The sequence below is a fragment of the Hymenobacter sp. 102 genome (genome assembly GCF_049949205.1).
Classification (GTDB): Bacteria; Bacteroidota; Bacteroidia; order Cytophagales; family Hymenobacteraceae; genus Hymenobacter.
The window spans coordinates 66,637-84,060 of the sequence record NZ_CP188173.1 but is presented as its reverse complement, the minus strand read 5'-3'; the positions used below and the strand labels follow the sequence as shown (position 1 = coordinate 84,060).

The window sequence follows — 17,424 nt, the reverse complement described above, 5'->3', positions numbered from 1 at the left end:
CGTATTAGCTAAGCCAGCGTACAGGCGTTGTGCGCGCGCTCACGGACGCCCATTTAATGGCGAACGACCACAACACAAAGAAAAAAGCGCCTACTAGGGCATTGACAAACACGAAGCCCCAGCCGTAACGATTGTAAGCGGCCTGATCCAAGCTGCTGAGAATTAAGTCTTGCTCGCTCATGGCCTGAAATACGACCGATTTAGCTTGCGTGTAGGCAAACACACTGGACGCTACGGCGGCTAGTCCCATGACGAGCAGCCAGTGTTTGGTTTTAAAGAAAGAGGTGACCAGCAGCCGATTCAATACTAGATAGAACAGCAGGGCAAGGCCCAGACCAGCCACAAACGCGGTAAATAGACCTACACTCGGAAAAACACCTTGGCGGTAAGTTGGAATAAGCGAAGCGGGCGTAGCACTACCCAGAATGGCTTCGTAAAGCGAGGTGAAGAACTTTTGAAACATAGGAAGAAAGGGGAAAAATAGAACACGACGCATTGTTGCGCGTACGGACTCTAGTCCAAACGCAGTGCGACTGGCGCCTGCCACACGGGCGCGGTGGCATTAGTTTTTCGGGTGAAGGCATCTTGAGCACCTTGTAGCACCTCCGTTAACCGGAAGGTTTTGCCACCCTGCTGCGCAATATTATCGTCGTTAAGGGTCGAATAGGCAGCCACCCAGCCAGGGAGAGCGGTGCCAGTGTTAGGCAGCCGCAGGGTGATGATGGCGGCAGCCTCGCTGCTGGGTACTTTGGAGACGCTAACTTGCGCAAAGTGCGTGTAGCCCTGGCGGCTGGCCGCCGCCGGCAGCTTCGGTGCGCCTGCCTCGCCTGCTTCCCAGGTGCGCTGCAGTTGGGCATTGGTGGTGGCGGGGTCCAGCTCGAGAGCGGTGGCCGTGAATTGCTCGCGGACGGCTTTAGGCAGCGCGTGCAAATCCAAGCCAACCACGAAGCGAGCTGGCTCCTGCTTGGATAGGTCCGAGAAGACCACACCAGGTGTGCCGGGGCTTGTGTTGGGTTCCACAAACCAGCTGCCCTGCGCCTCGTAATTGGTGAGCACCCCGTGCGGTGGAGTCTGGGCGGCGTGATTAAAGTGAACTTGCGGCCGGTCGGCCAACGAGGCTAGTAGCTGCGCGTTAGCCTGCGCTACTAGCGCTGGCTCACCCAAAACCCACACGTAGTAGGGGATCTTGCTGCCGCGCAGCGCCTGCGCTTTGTGGCGGGTTCCCGGGTAGAAGTTACCGCGAAATTCAGAGGTACCAGCGTATACCGATAAGGCCAGGGGAGCCGACGAGGTTAGCGCCTCCTTGACGTCAGTGCGCACGCGCCAAACCTGTTGCTGGTCCTGCGGACCGTAAATGAAATCCGACACGATGATATTCACGGTGCCCGGCGCGGCGGCCTGCATCTTGACGGCCTGGCGCAACATCTCCGGCATCTCGGTGCCGGCGGCATATTGCGGCGCCCCCTGGCTTACCACCTTACTCAGGTCAGCATAGGTGGTTTGGCGCAGTACATTGCCACCCGCTGTTTTGGCCTGCTCAACGAAGTAGTAAGCGGAAGGCGTTTGGGCCTGCACGTCCGAGAGCAGAGCCGTAATGGTTTGCTGGAAATCGCTACCCGACTCACCGGGAGCGTTGGGATGCACGAATCCGGCCATCCCTCCGGAGAGGTCAACCAGCACATTTACGTGGCGAATCTTGTCGGCCGTAACGGCCTTCGTGGCCCGCGGTTTTTGCTCAGTGGTGGCTGTCGGTTGGCTCGGCGCGAGGTCCCCGCAACTCGAGGCTAGGAACAATACCCCAGAAACGAATAAGGCACCGTTCGTGCGTAGAATAGAAGTGGTCAATATACTAAGCGTTGGGATGAATCGCGCGGTAAATCAAGCTGCGCCAACCAAACTTACATGCAGTTTGGCAAATACCCAAATAGAATTATTCTTCACTGAAGTAGGGATGCAGCGTAATGCCAGAGTAGTATTTCTAATTATGTTATAATCAAAGAAATGCCTGCGGGGAAGTGCTGAAGCAATAGGCCCGGCACTTCCCCGCAGGCACTAACAAAGCCGCAATAAATCGAAACTGCGTTTTCAAAAGCGGAGGCTTTAGCGGCCAAGAAGCAGGCACTATTAGCAGCAGAAGGCTATTTGCATAGCTTCATTGGCAGCGTACGACCGTCGGTATTGTCCATGGTGCCGGAATAGCAGTCATCGGCAAGCGTGAGGTGGCAGGTGGCGCTTTCTTGCTCCCCAGTATACTCGGTCAACTCAAGCTCACCCTCGGCGGTTTCACGACCCGTCAGGCTGTAGACTTGGTCCGGGTGATTGGTATAAAAGTAAGATCCTTGTACTGTTCCATCACTTTGCCAGCGGAGACTGAAAGTCGCCGGCGCCTGACCGACGTTACCGCGCAAAACGGATGGCTGAGCCTGAGTTTCGTCCGGGGTGGTCTCCTCGGTAGTAACTGCAGTTTCGGCCATTGGCACTGAATCATCACCCTCGGCCTGCACCCCAGGCGACGGCTGTTCCGAGGGACGCAGATCGCTGCGACGTAACCAGCCGGCGGTGGTCTGACCGCTGGGGTTTGTGAACTGCGTGAACACGAAATCACCCGCTGCCTGGGTTGCCAAGAGCTGATCGCCTTTCACCAAGTACTCGCTCCGAGGGGTTGTACTCTGGGGCGTGGTGTAAAAAAACGCACGCCGGCTACTTACTTCGAACGTTTCGTTTACTGGTTGAGATGGCAGTTCAGTGCTGGTAATTGGGGCGGCCATTTCCGTCACGTAAGCCTCGCTACTAGCGCTGGCCTCCGTCTTTTCGCCGGTTAGCTTGGTAAACAGTAAATACCCGGCTAGAGCAGTGACAAGCACCAGCGCAATTTTAGTGGCCTGGTATTTAGCTGGAGGTACCGTTGGGGCTGGCTCCACGTAAGCACTGGGAGCCGCCGGCAAGGGCGCTGGGGCCTGAGCAGGGTGCTCTTCTTGCCAAGCTGCCTCAAAGTCCGGATCCTCGTCCTGCTCCTCGGGCAGCGGCGCACTTGTGGAGGAGCGACTAGTAGCGTACGGGTCGAAGTCGGGTAGACCTTGGTTGCGACGGTAAATGTTGATGCAGGTAGTGGAACAAAAGCCAAAATACTCGGGCCACATTTCACTGGTTCTGGGCATATACAACTCTTTGCACACCAAACACGGTTTGCCAAAGCCCAGATCAATCATTCCTCGATCAAGGGAACGCATTGAGCGTAACAAATCCCGGTGGGTATCTCCAATGCTCATAATGGAAGAGGTAGGGGTTAAATGGAAGGGCAGCCGTTGAGAAAACAGCCGTTGTAGTCGTCGAGCACGGCGGTAACCTGAGGCTTACAATAAATCAGGCTGCGAAGTAGAAGAGCACAGAGGAGGGCTAGTATTGAGAAGTTTAGTCAAACCCGTTATTGACGCGGAGCGACAGCTGCTAATCCTACGCTTGGACATCTGAGCAGTAAGTGCTGGAATGCTGCATCAGCCCAAGTAGCGGAACGACTTAAAGAATCGCATGAACTTCGACCCTAGTAAGTCAATGTCTTTGGGCGGACAACTAGCATGCAGTAAATACAAGCGGTCATGACTCACGTAGACGTACATCATATGATACAGGGCGACGTTGTCGTACAAGCCTGTGCCGATATAGTGAATATAGTAGGGCGTACCCGGCAGCGTTGTGCTTACGCCGCGTTTAAGCAGGCGCGCAGTACCGGAGGACTCAGCAAAGGACTGTTCAATGTCCTCGTTGGACATACTATTCATCTCGCGGGCTAAAGAGGCCGGCGTGCTACCCGCCGGTAAGACCTTGATGTTGACCAGCACGGAATTACCCAGCTTGTCTACCGCCTTGATATCAACGGTCTGGAAGGTTGCTCCTACCTTAGTAAAGCCGGCTGGCAGTTCCACACCGTATCGGTATCGGCTGCTTTGATAAGGCGTCTGACCACGGAGCAGGCCGGAAGTAAGCAGTAGCAAAGCCAGCGGGGCGAAAAAGAAACTTCTCATAGTTTGGCCGGCTTCCATTTGCGGAGGAGAAAATATGCGGACCAGAAAGCAATAAGTGTAATACCGAAAAATGCGCCAAGGGTCGGGACCGCATCATTGCTTAAGCCTTTATAGCGGAATAGTCTCACGACTCCAACCAAGATGAGGAAGGATGCAAAGACGGCTATCATACAGATAAGTTTGACTGATATAGATAGTAAGAGAATAGTGCAAACTAATATTTTCAATTTAATAGCGATTGCCTGCGCTTTCTAATAATCTGTACTGCTTGACTGTTAGTTACATTAGTTGAAATATTGGAGAAAAGTCTCTCAACAAGTCAGCCTTGTTAGGAAGGAATAACACGAATCAGCGGGTAGTCTAGCGGCACTTTTACGACTGTAAGTCTTCTTACCCTTAGTCCAGGAAGTGGTCCCTGTTTCACCGCCTTCTCCTTCTTCCAAATAAGGAACTTATCCCGTAGCGAGCTTCTGCCTTGTCAAGCGCCTCCTCTGCCTTGGACGACTCAGAAGGCGGTGGATAGCGCTCGCGTAACAAGTCGTCCAGCAAATAGTCCGGCGCATGAAAAAAGACGTCCAAACCAATGGTATCATCAAAACGGGCGCGCGCTTTAAGGGAATGCTGATACGCATTATAATACCCGGGCTTAAGGTAAACGAGCACTAAGTAGCGGCCGTCACTGAAATCATGAATGATGTTCTCCACATAGAACATAGACTCTCCAGTCACGGCTCGCAGAAAGTCCAGCTGCAGCTGTTCCCCGATTCGAGGTGTGATGGGCAGGCGGCAGCTGAGGGTCTGCGAGGCCCGCCGACCAGTCAAAATGAGTTGATGTTCTACCTGTTGCAAGACTATGGTATCCGCATCGCTTTCCAGCAGGTGCAGGTAGGCTGAATAGAATGCGTCCAGCCAGCGGCGGTACTTGGCAGGGGAAAGGCCAAGGTCTTGCTGTAATTTTTTGCCCGTGGGAATCTTTGCGTCACCCTCAAGACTGAGCAGTATTTCCGCCAGGGGCTGCCACTCCGTCTGTTGCTCAGCAAGACGGCGCAGCACCTTGGGTACTGCTAGCAAGTCACGCATCATCTCTTCCGACTTCATCGGAGGCGTTTCTACCGCCTGATAGAATTTAGGCATGGTAAAGCAGAGTTACTAGAGGGTAAAGTAGCAGGTCGCCAGGTAATTCCGCTTTGCTTTACTCCTTGTAGTAACCCGCGAAGTCAACCAGATAGATATGCCCTCGGGTAGCGGCATTCTGCCGCCAATTCTTCAGCGTGTAATCGGTGTTGTGTTTCTCATCATACTGTTGCGAATCCTGGTAGGTGTAATAGCTAACGCCGGCGACCGCCAGCCCCAGCAGCTCGTCTACCCGCGGCTCCTGCTTGAATGCCCCCGTTCGTAATTGTCCAACTTGCCAACCGTTGCACCATAGCTGCCATTCCGCCCAGGATTTTCCGGCGTAGGCCTTCTGAATCTTGACCAGCTTGACGGGGTCGCCAATCTTGATCTTGTGACGAATGAACTCATACGTTCGATCTTCCCGAGCACCCCAGGAGATAAAGAGCTTGTCCAGGCCGGGCTTGACAATCCGGCCCAAGCGTTGCTCTTTATTGGCCAGTTGGTAGGCCCGTCCTTCCAGCACGGCCGCTTCCCGGTCGTATTGAATGACGGCTAGGCGGTACCGGGCCCGGGTATAGGCCACGTACAGCAGCCGCCGCTCTTCCTCCACCACTTGGCGCAGGTTAGGTACTGGACTACCGTCCAAATTGGTGGCGAAATCGTGAAAGGATGGGGGAATGAGGACAGCGTCAAACTCCAAGCCTTTCACCTTGTGCATGGTCGTGAGCACTACTTCCCGCCGCGAGTAGCCCGGCACCAGCTCCGGCATGTGCTTCTCGTAGAGCTTCATAAAATGGCCATCATCGCTTCGGGCCATACCATCAATGAAGTCCAACAGATCTTGGTTGGTAGCGTCATCTTCCTGCTCCACCCGAAACTCCCGCACCAAGCAATGCACCAAATGAATCAGGTACTCGTCCCACGCGCCGGCAAAGCTTTGCAACGTGTCTTGTTTAGCGCGGGCAAACTCCTGCAGGTAGTTTGGGCTCAGGGGCGCTTGCGGGTTTTGCTGGTAGGGTAGTAGCAAGTGCTGGAACTCGCGCGAGGTAACCGGTGAACTGGACGCGCCTTGGATGCGCAGGGCCACATCGGGCGGAAGCGTTCGGGACTGCAGCTCGTTGAAAGCGCGGAACACTTCATCGTTGGAGCGCAGCATGATGGCCACCTGTTGGTAGCGCTTACCCGGCTCATACTCGGGTTCCAATAGTAACTCGTCGAGTTTCTTCTTCCAGTCGGCTTTGGTTTCCCGGAAGGACAGCAGCTCGCAATAGGTCGTCTCACGCGTGGGCTTTCGAATGGGCTGCAGGGGCGGAATTGAAAACCGGTCCGGGTTATTGGCCAGCAGCCGGGCCGCCGCCTGCAGGATGCCGGGATAGGAGCGGTAGTTATTACTTAAGTAATGCTTTTGGGGATGGTACAGCTCCTCAAATTCCGCGTAATAAGGATACGGGTCCACCTCTCCGCCTTCCGCTACGCGCTCGTACCCATAAATGCTTTGGTTGGGATCGCCAATAACGCAGAGCTTGGCCGAGTCAGCGGGAGCAATGGTTTTAAGCATGGCCAGGCGCTCGCCCGTGATGTCCTGAAACTCGTCCACGAACACGTATTCAATCGGCCCTAGCTGCTGGCGGATCAGGCGCGGATTGTGAGCCAGTGCCTGGGCCAACTGGGGTACCCACTGCTTGAACTCGACTCCCTCCAACTCCCCCTGCAGGCAACGGCGGCACAATCCATGGAAAGTGTACACGTGCAAGCGCTTAATCAGCTGCCCGTACCCCAACGCCCGAAACAGCGTGCTCAACCGGTCTTTGAGCTCAACCACCACGGCCCGGTTGTAGGCCAGGACCAAGATCTGATCCGGCGGGATATTATTCTTCTGGATCAGGCGAGCGACGCGTAGCGTCAGGGTGTGGGTCTTGCCGCTGCCGGGCCCAGCAATAACTTGCAGGTTATCGCTGAGTGGGGCATCATAGACCTGCCGCTGCTCCGCGCTAAGCTTTTCTTCTGCCTCCTTGAGTGCCTCCTGCCGAAAGGCTCGGAGCATGGCATGGTCAGCGCCGAGGTGATCTGCCAGCAACCCTACCAGGTCGGCACTACCCTCACAGGCAAAGTACTGCTTGATAAAGGCGTCCTGTTTCTGGTGGGGCATTGCGGCCAGGCATTCCAAAGCCAGCAGCCGGAGCTTCTTCAGTTCCGCTCCTTCCAAAAACTGCTGATGGATCTGATAGTCCCGCGAGGACTGATCTTCATAGTCCGGGACGGCTTGATCCAGCAGGTACAACTCAATACCCATGGGAATAAAGCTGCCGCTTCCTTTAAGGTAGCCCAGCGCCCGCGCCAGAAACAGTAGGTTGTCCAAATACTCTACCCCCGCTTCTTCCAGCTCTAGGGCCACCACCAGGTCGGCGTAATTGAAGGTGTGCTCTCCCGTGAGCGCCTGAGCGGTCACGTATTGCAACAGTGCCAGGAGGTGTTTTTTTAAGTCGGCCAGGGGTTTACGCCAGAAGGAGTCGTGGCGATTACCGTTATAAATCAGCTGCGTCACGCCCGGTTCGCTGCGCTCACGCCCGTTCATGACGGATTGCAGCCGGGTATTGGGCAGCAGCCGCACTAGCTTCAGGGCGAACTTAGCCCGCTTTTCCTGCCAGTCCGCGGCCAGATCCAGGGCGGTTGTCTTCTTGTCAACCGGTTTGCCTTTTTTGAGTGGGGTCCAGTAGACGTGCTTCGGCTGAAGATGCTCAGTCGCTACTTCTGCCACTAGCCGGTCCAGCTCATTGCCGTCCAAGCGGCGCTGCGTTTGCGGGGCGATGGGGGCCAACAGACGCTCCGCCAGCAGAAATACTGCCTCGACCAGTGGCAAATCCCGCTGGTTCCAGCGGGATTCCTGCCAAGCTTTGAGCTCCGCTTCCCGCAGCTGCGTCAGCTCCAAATGCAGTTTCCGGTCAATGGATATGGCCTTGATTTTCTGGGCCAGAAACAAAAACCGGAACAGCTCGGAATGCCGGCTTTTACCCGATAACGCTTTGAGCTCTTCCATGGGCATACTCACCGCGGTGGCTTCCCGGTACGTCGAGGCATGCAGCTGGGCAATAAATTGCCGCATCTGCGCCCGCTCCGATTCATCTTTTATTTTCAGGTAGTTGGGCTTCTCCAGCAAAAGCAGTGGTAGAAACGACGGGGTATAGAGGCCAAGACGAATCCGGCCCAGCAGTTCCAGCCAGTGTAGCGCTAGGCGGAACCGAACATCGTCTTCTTCTTTTTCCCCGGCATCCCGCTGCCACAAATCCAGCGGCAGCGCCAAGGGCTCGTGCACCAGGGTAGTCAGCTCCCGGTACTTCTGCGCATACTGGTGAATCAGCTGTTGCGACTTGAGCACGTACTCCCAGCTCAGGGCGGATTTGTGCTGCAGGTCGCGCAGCACCTGAAAATCCCGGCTGGCCATGACGCAAACGGCCTGAATCGGATGAGCTTCGGAGAATCCGGCTGCCTCTAGCGCCGCCCGGTTACGGCCCGCCCGGCCTACCTCCTGCAGGAAGTCCTCAAAGGCGGAAGAGGGACCCAGGTGATAGACGTAATGGATGTTGCGGATATCCATGCCCATACCGAAGGCCTTGGTTGCCACCAACACCACCGTTTCACCCGTCTGATAGGCAGCATACTTACGCTCCCGATCGAAGCCATCCAGCCCGGCGTGGAAATAGTCAATCTGTTCGGCCCAGGGCAGCTTTGCGGCGGCGGCTAGTTCGCTAAGCTGCTGAACTGCTTCTTCGGCCCGGCGCCGGGTCCGCACGAAAATAAGTACCCGGCTCACGCTTGGATCGAAGGACTGCTCCTGCAAGTTCCGCACGACGGTTTCCGCCTGCTGAGCTTCTTCCTTGACCCGCTCAAAGCTCATGCGGATGTGCTCCCGCACCGGATTGTAGGCTAATTCTCCTGGGCGCTCTATCATACAAATAGCTGCGTAAACTCCTGATAGATTTTTTCTGAGACGGTGGCCGAAAACAAGAGCACCGGAAATCGGCGGGGGCTTGCTTCCCGGAAGCGCTGAACAGCCTTCCCGGAATACAGGTAGTCAGGCCGGAACTCGTGCCCCCATTGCGAAATGCAATGGGCTTCATCGTACACGGCGTACTCCAAGCCTTGATCGTTGTTAAAGCGCTGCAGGAAGGCTTTGGTGAACGCTCCGCTGCGGAAGCGCTCCGGAGTGATAAACAACAGGGAAATCTCCCCGCCCGCCAGCCGGCGATAAATCTGCGGCAGCTCATCCCGCTTATCCTGGTTGATGTACTCTACGCTGCTGTAAAAGCCAAGCTTCCACAAAGCATTTACCTGGTCTTCCATCAAGGCCTTAAGGGGCGTGACAACAATGGTCAACCGGTTGGTAAAGGCGCTGCGGTACAGGGCCGGGGCCTGGAACAGCAGGGACTTGCCCCCGCCCGTGGGCAGGGAGACCAGTAAGTCCGTCTGGGCGGGCAGGATTTTATTGAGATAGGGCTGCTGATGATCATACCAGGAATGACCATTTAAAAAGACGTTACTCAACAAGGTTTTGGCAGCTTCCAGATCCAGCGAAAACTCCTGTTCCGGCCGAGCACTCAGCAGTACCTGGTCGATCGTCTGCGCGGCAGCGAGGTATTCCTCCTCGGTGGCCCAGGGAGCGTCCGTGAAGTACTTCTGCATCTGCCAGGACTGCTCCAGGGCGGGAAAGTCACCGAGGCGAGGGTCCAGCAGCCAGAGGTGGTTGTCCGCGTGGTTGTCCAGGAGCTGGGAGCGCAGCTGCTGCACTAGGGGCTGCTGCAGCTTCAACAGGAAAAACAGGTCCCGCTCGAGTACATCCTCCACGCCGCTGCTTTCTGCGGAACTGCTTCCTGCGGAACTGTGCTCCGAAGAGCCAGCGGATTCGCTTGTCTCCACGTCCCGGGATTGCAGCCGTGCTCGGTCGAACAATTGGGACCCCCGGGCCAGAAAATAGTTTTCAAGTAGGTTGAAGCTTTCTAGTACAAGCTGAACCGGTCCCAGGTAATTAGCTTCCACCACGGCTGCTGCCTGGTTGACCGGCACAATCAGGAGCCGCCGGCCCGAGCCGTACTGGTGCAGCAGCTCCAGGCGACGACCCAGCGCGGCTTCCCGCCGCGGGATAAAAAATCCTTGCCCGCGGAAATACGCCTCCAAGGGCTCTACTTCCTCGGCCCGTTGCAGCAGCAAGATCAGGGGGGAGAAGCTGCTGCGCTCCAGGACTTCCTTCACCAGAATGGCTTGGAGTAGCCAATAGCGAGAACGGTAGATGGTTTCCGGGTTGAAGGGCGTAATGCCTAGCCGTCGCTGCAGCGGCAGCTGGGCCAGCCCCAGCCACGTTACCTGCTGACGAGCAAATAAGCGCTCCGCTCCGCTCACTACGTGCCTGCGCGACGGGGCCAGGGAAGAAAGGAGCGCTTCCCAGTCAAAGCTGCCCCAGATACGAAACTGGCCGTACAGGTGCTTTTCCAGCCACAGATTGGTGTAGGCATCAGGGACCTGCGCCCCAAGCTCCGCCGCCTGATCAGGGCGCAGGGCTACGAAGCTCTGGCCCCCGGAAAATTTAATCCATGCCGGCCGGGTGGCCGGGCTGGCCAGCACATCGGCGGTGGCCAGCTCCCGCAACAATCGCTTGCGGCCCAGCGTGATAAGGTCAGGCTCCAGGACGATCACTGCCAGGTCTGACTGACTCTGTAGCTCGGGCAGGTGCGCCAGCAGCTGTTCGGCACTCAGGCAGATTCGCAGGCCATCCTGCCACAACGGTGTTGCCGGGGCGTGATAACACTGGTTAAAGTCCACGATTGCCTGCAGGCGGTGCCGGAGGGCCGGCGCCATATTAGCCGGCCGGGGGGGGATCTGGGCTTGCCGACAATGCCGGAAGAAGCGTTCCGCAATAACGCGCTCAGCGGGGTGGTGCACCAGCTGTGCGGTGACTAACTCCTGCATCACCGGCCGATAAGAAGCTGGTGTGGCGTCTGACTCCCAAAAGTGCATGCTGGGCTCGGTTCGCACCTCGTGCCAAAGCGCGGTGGGAGCCAGCACGAGTGTGCGGGGGGAGGGATTTTGTTGTAACTGCTCCTGCAGCAACCGCTGTCGCGTGGAGGGCTGTGGCTGTGGTCGCAAGTAGCTCGCCGCTTCCTCCCGCAAATCAGCCGGGGATTGCCACGCTTCCTGCGGCAGTTGCCGCAACTGAGTCAGGGTACTCATTACTACCGCGCTGAATAGGGGGGATAGCTCCTCCCATTCTGCTGGGGAAAGCAACAGCACCCGTCTTACCTGGGTTAGGAAAAGCTTCAGGGCAATTTCCGCGTCCGCTTGCGCCTGGTGAGCAGTGCGCAGAGCCAGCACCTGCCAGTCCACGTTCAGCGCCAGCTCGACGATGAGCGTGTCCCACAGGTAGTCTGCTTGCAGCTCCACGTCGTGCTCCGCCAGTACGGGGGCGTCGAAATCAGCAAGGTTATGGCCGACGAGCAGGTACGGAGCGCTGTCGGCCACTCGGGTGCGCAGCTGCTGCACTTGTTCTTCCACGGCGGCATCTCCCCGGCCCGTGTGCCACGCACCCGGCCGGCCCCAGGCAATTTCGTGGATGACTTCCCGGTCGCTCTCCAGATCAAGGCCCAACGCGGAGAAAGCCGTGAGCAGTTGCTCGTCCCGACCGGCCCGTACTCTATTGAGCAGCAGCGGGCTGTTGGCCGGCGTTAGCCACTGACTTACCGTCAGCAGCTCTTCGTCCGTGAGTTGGGCCGCTACCATATCCTGAGCCGGTGGCGGCAGCACGTTGAACTGCGCAAGGGCGGCCGCCCGCGGAAACGGACAATATTGTTGCTCTTCCAACCACACGGCCAAATGCGCGGAGGCGGGAAGCGCCGCAAAAAGCTGTTGCTCGAGCTCCGAGGCAGTCTCCCCCGTGGCCGTGCGAGCCATGCGGCGACGCTGATGGAATACCTCCACGTCGGTGGTGGTACCGGCTCGTTGCAGCCACTGGGCGATGACTTCGTTGTATATCTCAGGGTGCGTGTTGGACAGGAGATCCTTAAGCTTGGCCAGGTCGGCGGCCAGCTTTTCCCCGTCCTGCTGGGGCAGACAGGCCAAGCATAGCCCGACCAGGGTGTGGTGCGACGTACTGGTCCACCACGTTGCAGCGGCTTCGGACGCGGCCAGCAGGTCAGCTAAGGGAGTTGCTACGGCCAGGTGGTTAGCCAAGGGCGACTGGTAGTACAGCCAGAGTTGCCAGGCATATACTGGCGTCGCTCGATGCAGAATCGTTTGCACCGCCTGGGCAAGTAAGGCCGGCAGCTGCTGGCCGATTTCGGTCAGTGCCTGGATGGCCGGATCCCACGATTCAATATCCGTGACCGGGCGAATGCGGCTTAGCAGCTCCAGCACAGTTTCGGCCCGGGCCTCTTCGGGCAGCACGCGTAGCAGCGTGAGAAGAGTATCCACGTCCACGTGCTGCTGCACCCGGTGCAGCAACGCCAGGTTATGGCTGAGGGGACGCGCCCAACGAACTTCCAGGGTGCCCGGCTTCTTTCGGCTGGGGCCTTCCGCATACAGCACCCACTCCTTTTCCGTGGGCAGGGTGCCGAAGGCGGAGAAATGCCAAAACAGCTTTTCGCTCGCTCCGTTTCTTCGCAGAAAACCAAAGCCCCGCTCTTCGATCACGTCAACTACCTGCCCCAGATACAGCTCATCATCCGCCGGTTGCTTGGCCGCGGCATTCTTCGGTTTAGTACCACGATTCTGACTTGCTGCTTTAAGTGGTTGGGTGGCCTGGGTGGTGTGGGCGGTCTGGGTGACCTCTTTTTCGCCGGCCGCCGGTGTGGGACTTAACAGGCTTTGCGTCTCGGCAAGCAGCTCCAAGTTGATCGTGAGCTTGCTGGAAGGAGCGGGAGACTCATTTGAGGTCAGCTCCGTCACGATGGCATTATCCGGTAGGGTACTAGTATCCGGATGGGAAATGCCGAGCTCATCACTCAATAGGGTTAGCCAGGCCGGCGGAGCCGTCTTGACAAACTTTAGCTGCGCTTTTATTCCGTGCTTGCCCAGAATATCTTCCAGCTGCTTGGGGCTGATTTTATAGTACTGATAGACTTTTGCAAGCTGCATAATAAGATTGACCGGGTAGAAATGCGCGTAGTGCCAAAGAGAGCCAAGTTAGGGCGCTTTTTCGTCCAATTTTCGTCAGCATAGAAATTATATCGTAGGCTCAAAGGTCTTCTGGCCAGCCCTAGCCTGATTTTCAGTACAATCGGTTTACATCGCGGCATGAGCGCGGATTACGAGGATCAGCCGGATAATTATCTATTCTTGCGAGAACGGCGGGCCGCTACATCCGGAACTGGCGCGGACGCTTTGGTTACTCCGTAGGCGGAATGCAACCAGGCACGCAGCGACTCCTCGTCCAACTGCCGCTCCAGGGAGTGGGTGAGCTTGTTCTCGAAGCGGGCCCGGGCTAGCAGTAGCTGGTAGTAGGGATCGTATCGGCCGGCGGCCAGCTGCAGGTACACGGTAATCTTTCCTTCCTGGTATTCGGAGGTAATGTTCTCCACGAAGTAGGTGTCGCGCCCGGTGACAGCCCAGAGAAAATCAAGTTCCACATTCTCGCCCACCTGTGGAACGCGGGCCAGCTGACACCAGACCAGCTGGTTCTGGTGCTGACCCGGGATGATAAAGCAGTGCGTGACTTCTGGGCAGCGGATAACCGTTTTCTCGGCCGCTAAAGCATCCAGAAAAGCCTGATACAGCAGTTCCAGGGTTGGCCGGAAGCGAGCCGGCTTGAGGTGGGCTCGCTGCTGCAGCAGCGCAATAGTAGGAGGTTGATCGGGATTTTCCCAAGTTAGGAGCGCGGCCAGCAACGAGTCATACGGTTGCGGGTGCCCCTTCAAGCCCACTAGGGCCAGCGGGGCGCGCAGCAAATCCCGCAACAGGTCCCGGCTGGGCAGAGATGCTATCTCCCGCTGATCATAGTACTTTGGCATGGGTTTACGTGCTTGAAATGACCTTTTACTATCGTTTAAAGTCCAGATGAACTATCCCAGCCTGTTGCGACCGACATCACAGGAGAACTTTACCTTGTCCAGCGGACCACTAGCAGTTCCTAAAGTTGAGCTGGCCTTGCGCCGCTGGGCTGGAGCACCGGTAGCTAGCACGTTTGGCGGCAAGGCGCTTATCGACTTTGCCGGCTGGCTCCTCTTCGCGGAACTGTGCGTCTACGAGTTGCTGCGGCTATCCGGCTGGGAGGCCCAGTGGGTGTAAACGTACGGAGCCCCGGCCGTGAAGCCACACCACTGCACAGCGTGGGCGGATGAGCAGGTGGGAATGCAACAGCACGATCCAATCACCCAGCCGTGGGTCATTGATACGTTGGGGAGCATAGCTGCGGCGAATGCAAATAGCTATGCCGGCTGCTGGGATGTGGTCGGCTGGAACGGAGTAGACCTCCTATTTGCTGAGCTCAAGCGCCGCAAAAAGGACCGGGTGCGATCCACGCAGCACCGTTGGTTAGAGGCGGGCCTTCAAGCGGGCCTGAAGCCCTAGAACTTCTTGCCGGTGGAATGGACTTCGCTGATTGAGCGTGTTACGCTCGCCATTGCCGGATGGCCGTGTCCAGGCTCTGCACGGATTGACCGTTAGCAAGCGGCTGGCTGAGGGTGCGCACCTGATAGGATCGTACGTAAGCGGTTCCTGACCCAGCAGTCGGCAGAAAGTGACGATATTCGTCTTGGCTAATGTGCTCCAAACAGCCATCCGTGCTCCGTAAGAAACTCGCGGTAAGAAACAGGTCGAGGTGGCGCGCATAGCTTCGTTTGCGGACAACACTGAATCGGTTGAGTAGGGACGAAGAAGGCATATTGATTGAACCAGGAAGAAACTTACTGGCAAAAATTGAGGCCTTGCATAACAAAGCAAATTGCACGATACTGAAATGGCGGCTTGCCTAAGTTCTCTGGCTTAAGATTGACTATGACAGCGTTCATGCTGCTTTGCTCAGCATAGTAGCGATCTACATCAGCGTTCGCCGATTTCTCGGGTATGTAGCCCATTAAGAAAGCGTATAGCATTCCAAAGCTTGTGATCTCGATCTTGGAGGACGAGAAAACATAGAAGTTGGTCAAGTGCTTAACCCGAGGATTAAATTCTAGGCCGATATACATCTTGTTGTAATTAAACCAGAGAATACTATCCCCAGAAACTCCTGAGACTGGATCTGGAAGGTATCTGAGGTTTGATGCGCGCTCATCTGCCAACAGCTGATTACGAATGGCTAGGAAGCCCTTAGGATTGCAGTAGTTTTCCAGAATATATATCGGACAAAACACTTCAAACTCCTCAATCAAAGCTTTATCAGATGACGAGGAGCTCTGGGCATGTGTTTGACCGCAAGCCAGCAGCAGACAAAGCAGCAGTACAATTTTTTTCATCGGTTAGCGGCACAGTATTTTAACTCGGTCACAGGCTGTGTGACCATCCATTGAACAGGCTTTGTTGAAATCAGCATAGGCCTCCACCTCGCTACCAAGGCTAAGCTGACAAGTGCCTCGGTAAAAGTAGAGGTAGGCATCCGGCGACGATTGGATAGCTTCGTTATAGTGCTTAATGGCCTGCGCATAGTTTTTAAGACCTTGGTATACACGTCCTTTGAAGTAGGCGATTTGTGAATAATTGAATGCCAATTGGCCTGTTTTGGCGGTAGTTGTCTGATAGCTTGCATAAGCATTATCAAGCTTATTCACGTAAGTCAGCCCTTCATCCCAGCTGGTCAGGCGAATGCTGACCAGAGTTAAATTGGTGAGCGAAGTCAAGTAGTTAAGGGTTCTATTGCTGTAGAGAAGCTCATGAAAATCAGTGGGTACGATCGGCTGCTCGAAGTACTCGGAAGCCGATAAGAAGTGCTGTTTGGCGCGTTGAAAGTCATTTACCCGCAAGGCCAACAGTCCGAGTGTGTTTTGGGTCTCAGCAATTAACCGGGCACGCGTGTCCGTTCGGGGAAGGGAAGTTGCTCGAGTCAGGATAGCTTCTAGTGTTTGCTTGAGTGGCGGCAGCCATATTGCTTCTTCATTGGGAACTGCCTCCAGCCGAGCTAAATGATACTTAGCGAAAGCAAGCGCGCTTTGATCATCCAGTGACCCAACCAACTCCGGCTGCATCAGCCTATGCTGGTACTTATGCATGATGCTGGCAGCCGTAGGATTTCTCGACGAGCTATAGTAGTTGGCAAGCTCTAATACGTAGGCAATGTCTTTGGTGAGCGAATATGCGTACTCAATTGCCTGAGCATATCTGTCTCCGTATCCGTCGGCCAGGAACATAGCTCCCAACTCGTACGCCAGCATAGAGTCAGATGAAAATCGGATGGCTTGTTGATAAAAGCTAACGGCTTGATCTAGCTCTCGCTTGTCATGGGTGACAAGAAAGCGATCAAACTTACTGCGTGCCATTGAAACGAGGTAAGGCACGCTGGTCAAATTCAGCTTAACGTCTTTTGTTAGATTCTCTAAAAGCTGATTTCCTTCATCATTTTTGGAAGACTCTACCCCGGAGCAAACGGCTTTGATGCGTTGGACCTTTTTAGGATGGGTAGAATTAGGATCCTTATCGTCCGGAAAGTCGCGTAAAACTGCTTCTACTTGCGCACTGGCCAGCCCGTAGGTGCCCAGCACATAGCCAGCAAATCGATCGGCTGCTAACTCGACCTCACGCTGCTCTGCTGGCTGTCGGGCAGGGCCGTTGGTGTGGCCCAATAAATGATGCCCTACTTCATGAGCAATTACTAAGAGATGAAGCCAGTCACTGCTACCAACTTTCATGCTTTCAATCCACTCAACATCGAGTAAGACGTAAGGCACGCCCGCTTGCTTTAAAGCAATAGCATTGTTCAAGCCGTAACAGGTCTTCACTACGAACTGACGGGTAGGCGCCTTTACCCGGGCGAGCATATGCTGCACGACCATATTGGCGTTGATATTATTCTCGTAGTGCGTATAGCCCTGCAGGCAGTCCGTTATGTCAGTCTCCTGCGAGTTGAGAGCACAGACACTCTGTGCCGTTACTAGTCTTGAGCTGAACAGGCATAGAACGCCTAAAAGCCACTTAGCTGCTCTGTGCAAAATTGATTGTGCGTATGTAAAACCCTAAATTCACGTATCACTCAAATGGGATCGAACAAAGCCCATTGCATCGAGGCTATCCTTGCAAAGCTATTGCACCCTGGGCTCATAATAGGCAGCCATAGGGAATTTTTGTCAGCTATGGTTAGCGGAGATAAACCTCA

Annotated in this window: 11 protein-coding genes; 1 reads left to right on the top strand and 10 read right to left on the bottom strand. The window is 55.8% G+C overall.

What is annotated here, in order from left to right; genetic code table 11:
• Window positions 1-4: 4 nt before the first annotated feature.
• The 8 genes from ACN19L_RS23055 to ACN19L_RS23020 all read right to left on the bottom strand — a co-directional run bounded on the left by ACN19L_RS23055 (window position 5) and on the right by ACN19L_RS23020 (window position 14,131).
• Window positions 5-463 carry a hypothetical protein gene (locus ACN19L_RS23055; protein WP_426491282.1) on the bottom strand — a complete coding sequence of 153 codons (459 nt, stop codon included), beginning with the start codon at window positions 461-463 and terminating at the stop codon, window positions 5-7.
• A gap of 50 nt (window positions 464-513) precedes the next feature.
• Window positions 514-1,794: a hypothetical protein gene (locus tag ACN19L_RS23050; RefSeq protein ID WP_426491281.1), complete on the bottom strand. Its 1,281-nt coding sequence runs from the start codon at window positions 1,792-1,794 to the stop codon at window positions 514-516.
• Between the two features lie 344 nt (window positions 1,795-2,138).
• Complete coding sequence (locus tag ACN19L_RS23045) at window positions 2,139-3,269, bottom strand: hypothetical protein (RefSeq protein ID WP_426491280.1); 1,131 nt, start codon at window positions 3,267-3,269, stop codon at window positions 2,139-2,141.
• A gap of 225 nt (window positions 3,270-3,494) precedes the next feature.
• Entirely contained in the window at window positions 3,495-4,040 is a 546-nt protein-coding gene (locus tag ACN19L_RS23040) for a PsbP-related protein (protein ID WP_426491279.1), read from the bottom strand.
• Between the two features lie 402 nt (window positions 4,041-4,442).
• A complete protein-coding gene (locus ACN19L_RS23035; RefSeq protein WP_426491278.1) occupies window positions 4,443-5,156 on the bottom strand; it encodes a hypothetical protein in 714 nt (237 codons plus the stop codon).
• 58 nt (window positions 5,157-5,214) lie between these two features.
• Complete coding sequence (locus ACN19L_RS23030) at window positions 5,215-9,087, bottom strand: UvrD-helicase domain-containing protein (protein WP_426491277.1); 3,873 nt, start codon at window positions 9,085-9,087, stop codon at window positions 5,215-5,217.
• Window positions 9,084-13,259 (bottom strand): DEAD/DEAH box helicase, encoded by a 4,176-nt coding sequence (locus tag ACN19L_RS23025; protein ID WP_426491276.1) that lies wholly within the window; start codon window positions 13,257-13,259, stop codon window positions 9,084-9,086. The genes ACN19L_RS23030 and ACN19L_RS23025 overlap by 4 nt, the downstream gene beginning before the upstream one ends.
• A 191-nt stretch (window positions 13,260-13,450) precedes the next feature.
• A complete protein-coding gene (locus ACN19L_RS23020) occupies window positions 13,451-14,131 on the bottom strand; it encodes a hypothetical protein (RefSeq protein WP_426491275.1) in 681 nt (226 codons plus the stop codon).
• A gap of 46 nt (window positions 14,132-14,177) precedes the next feature.
• Between ACN19L_RS23020 and ACN19L_RS23015 the strand changes: the two genes are divergently transcribed.
• A complete protein-coding gene (locus ACN19L_RS23015; protein ID WP_426491274.1) occupies window positions 14,178-14,408 on the top strand; it encodes a hypothetical protein in 231 nt (76 codons plus the stop codon).
• Between the two features lie 617 nt (window positions 14,409-15,025).
• Here ACN19L_RS23015 and ACN19L_RS23010 read toward each other — a convergent pair.
• A complete protein-coding gene (locus ACN19L_RS23010; RefSeq protein WP_426491273.1) occupies window positions 15,026-15,574 on the bottom strand; it encodes a hypothetical protein in 549 nt (182 codons plus the stop codon).
• Window positions 15,575-15,577: 3 nt separating this feature from the next.
• A complete protein-coding gene (locus ACN19L_RS23005) occupies window positions 15,578-17,032 on the bottom strand; it encodes a tetratricopeptide repeat protein (protein WP_426491272.1) in 1,455 nt (484 codons plus the stop codon).
• Window positions 17,033-17,424 lie beyond the last annotated feature (392 nt).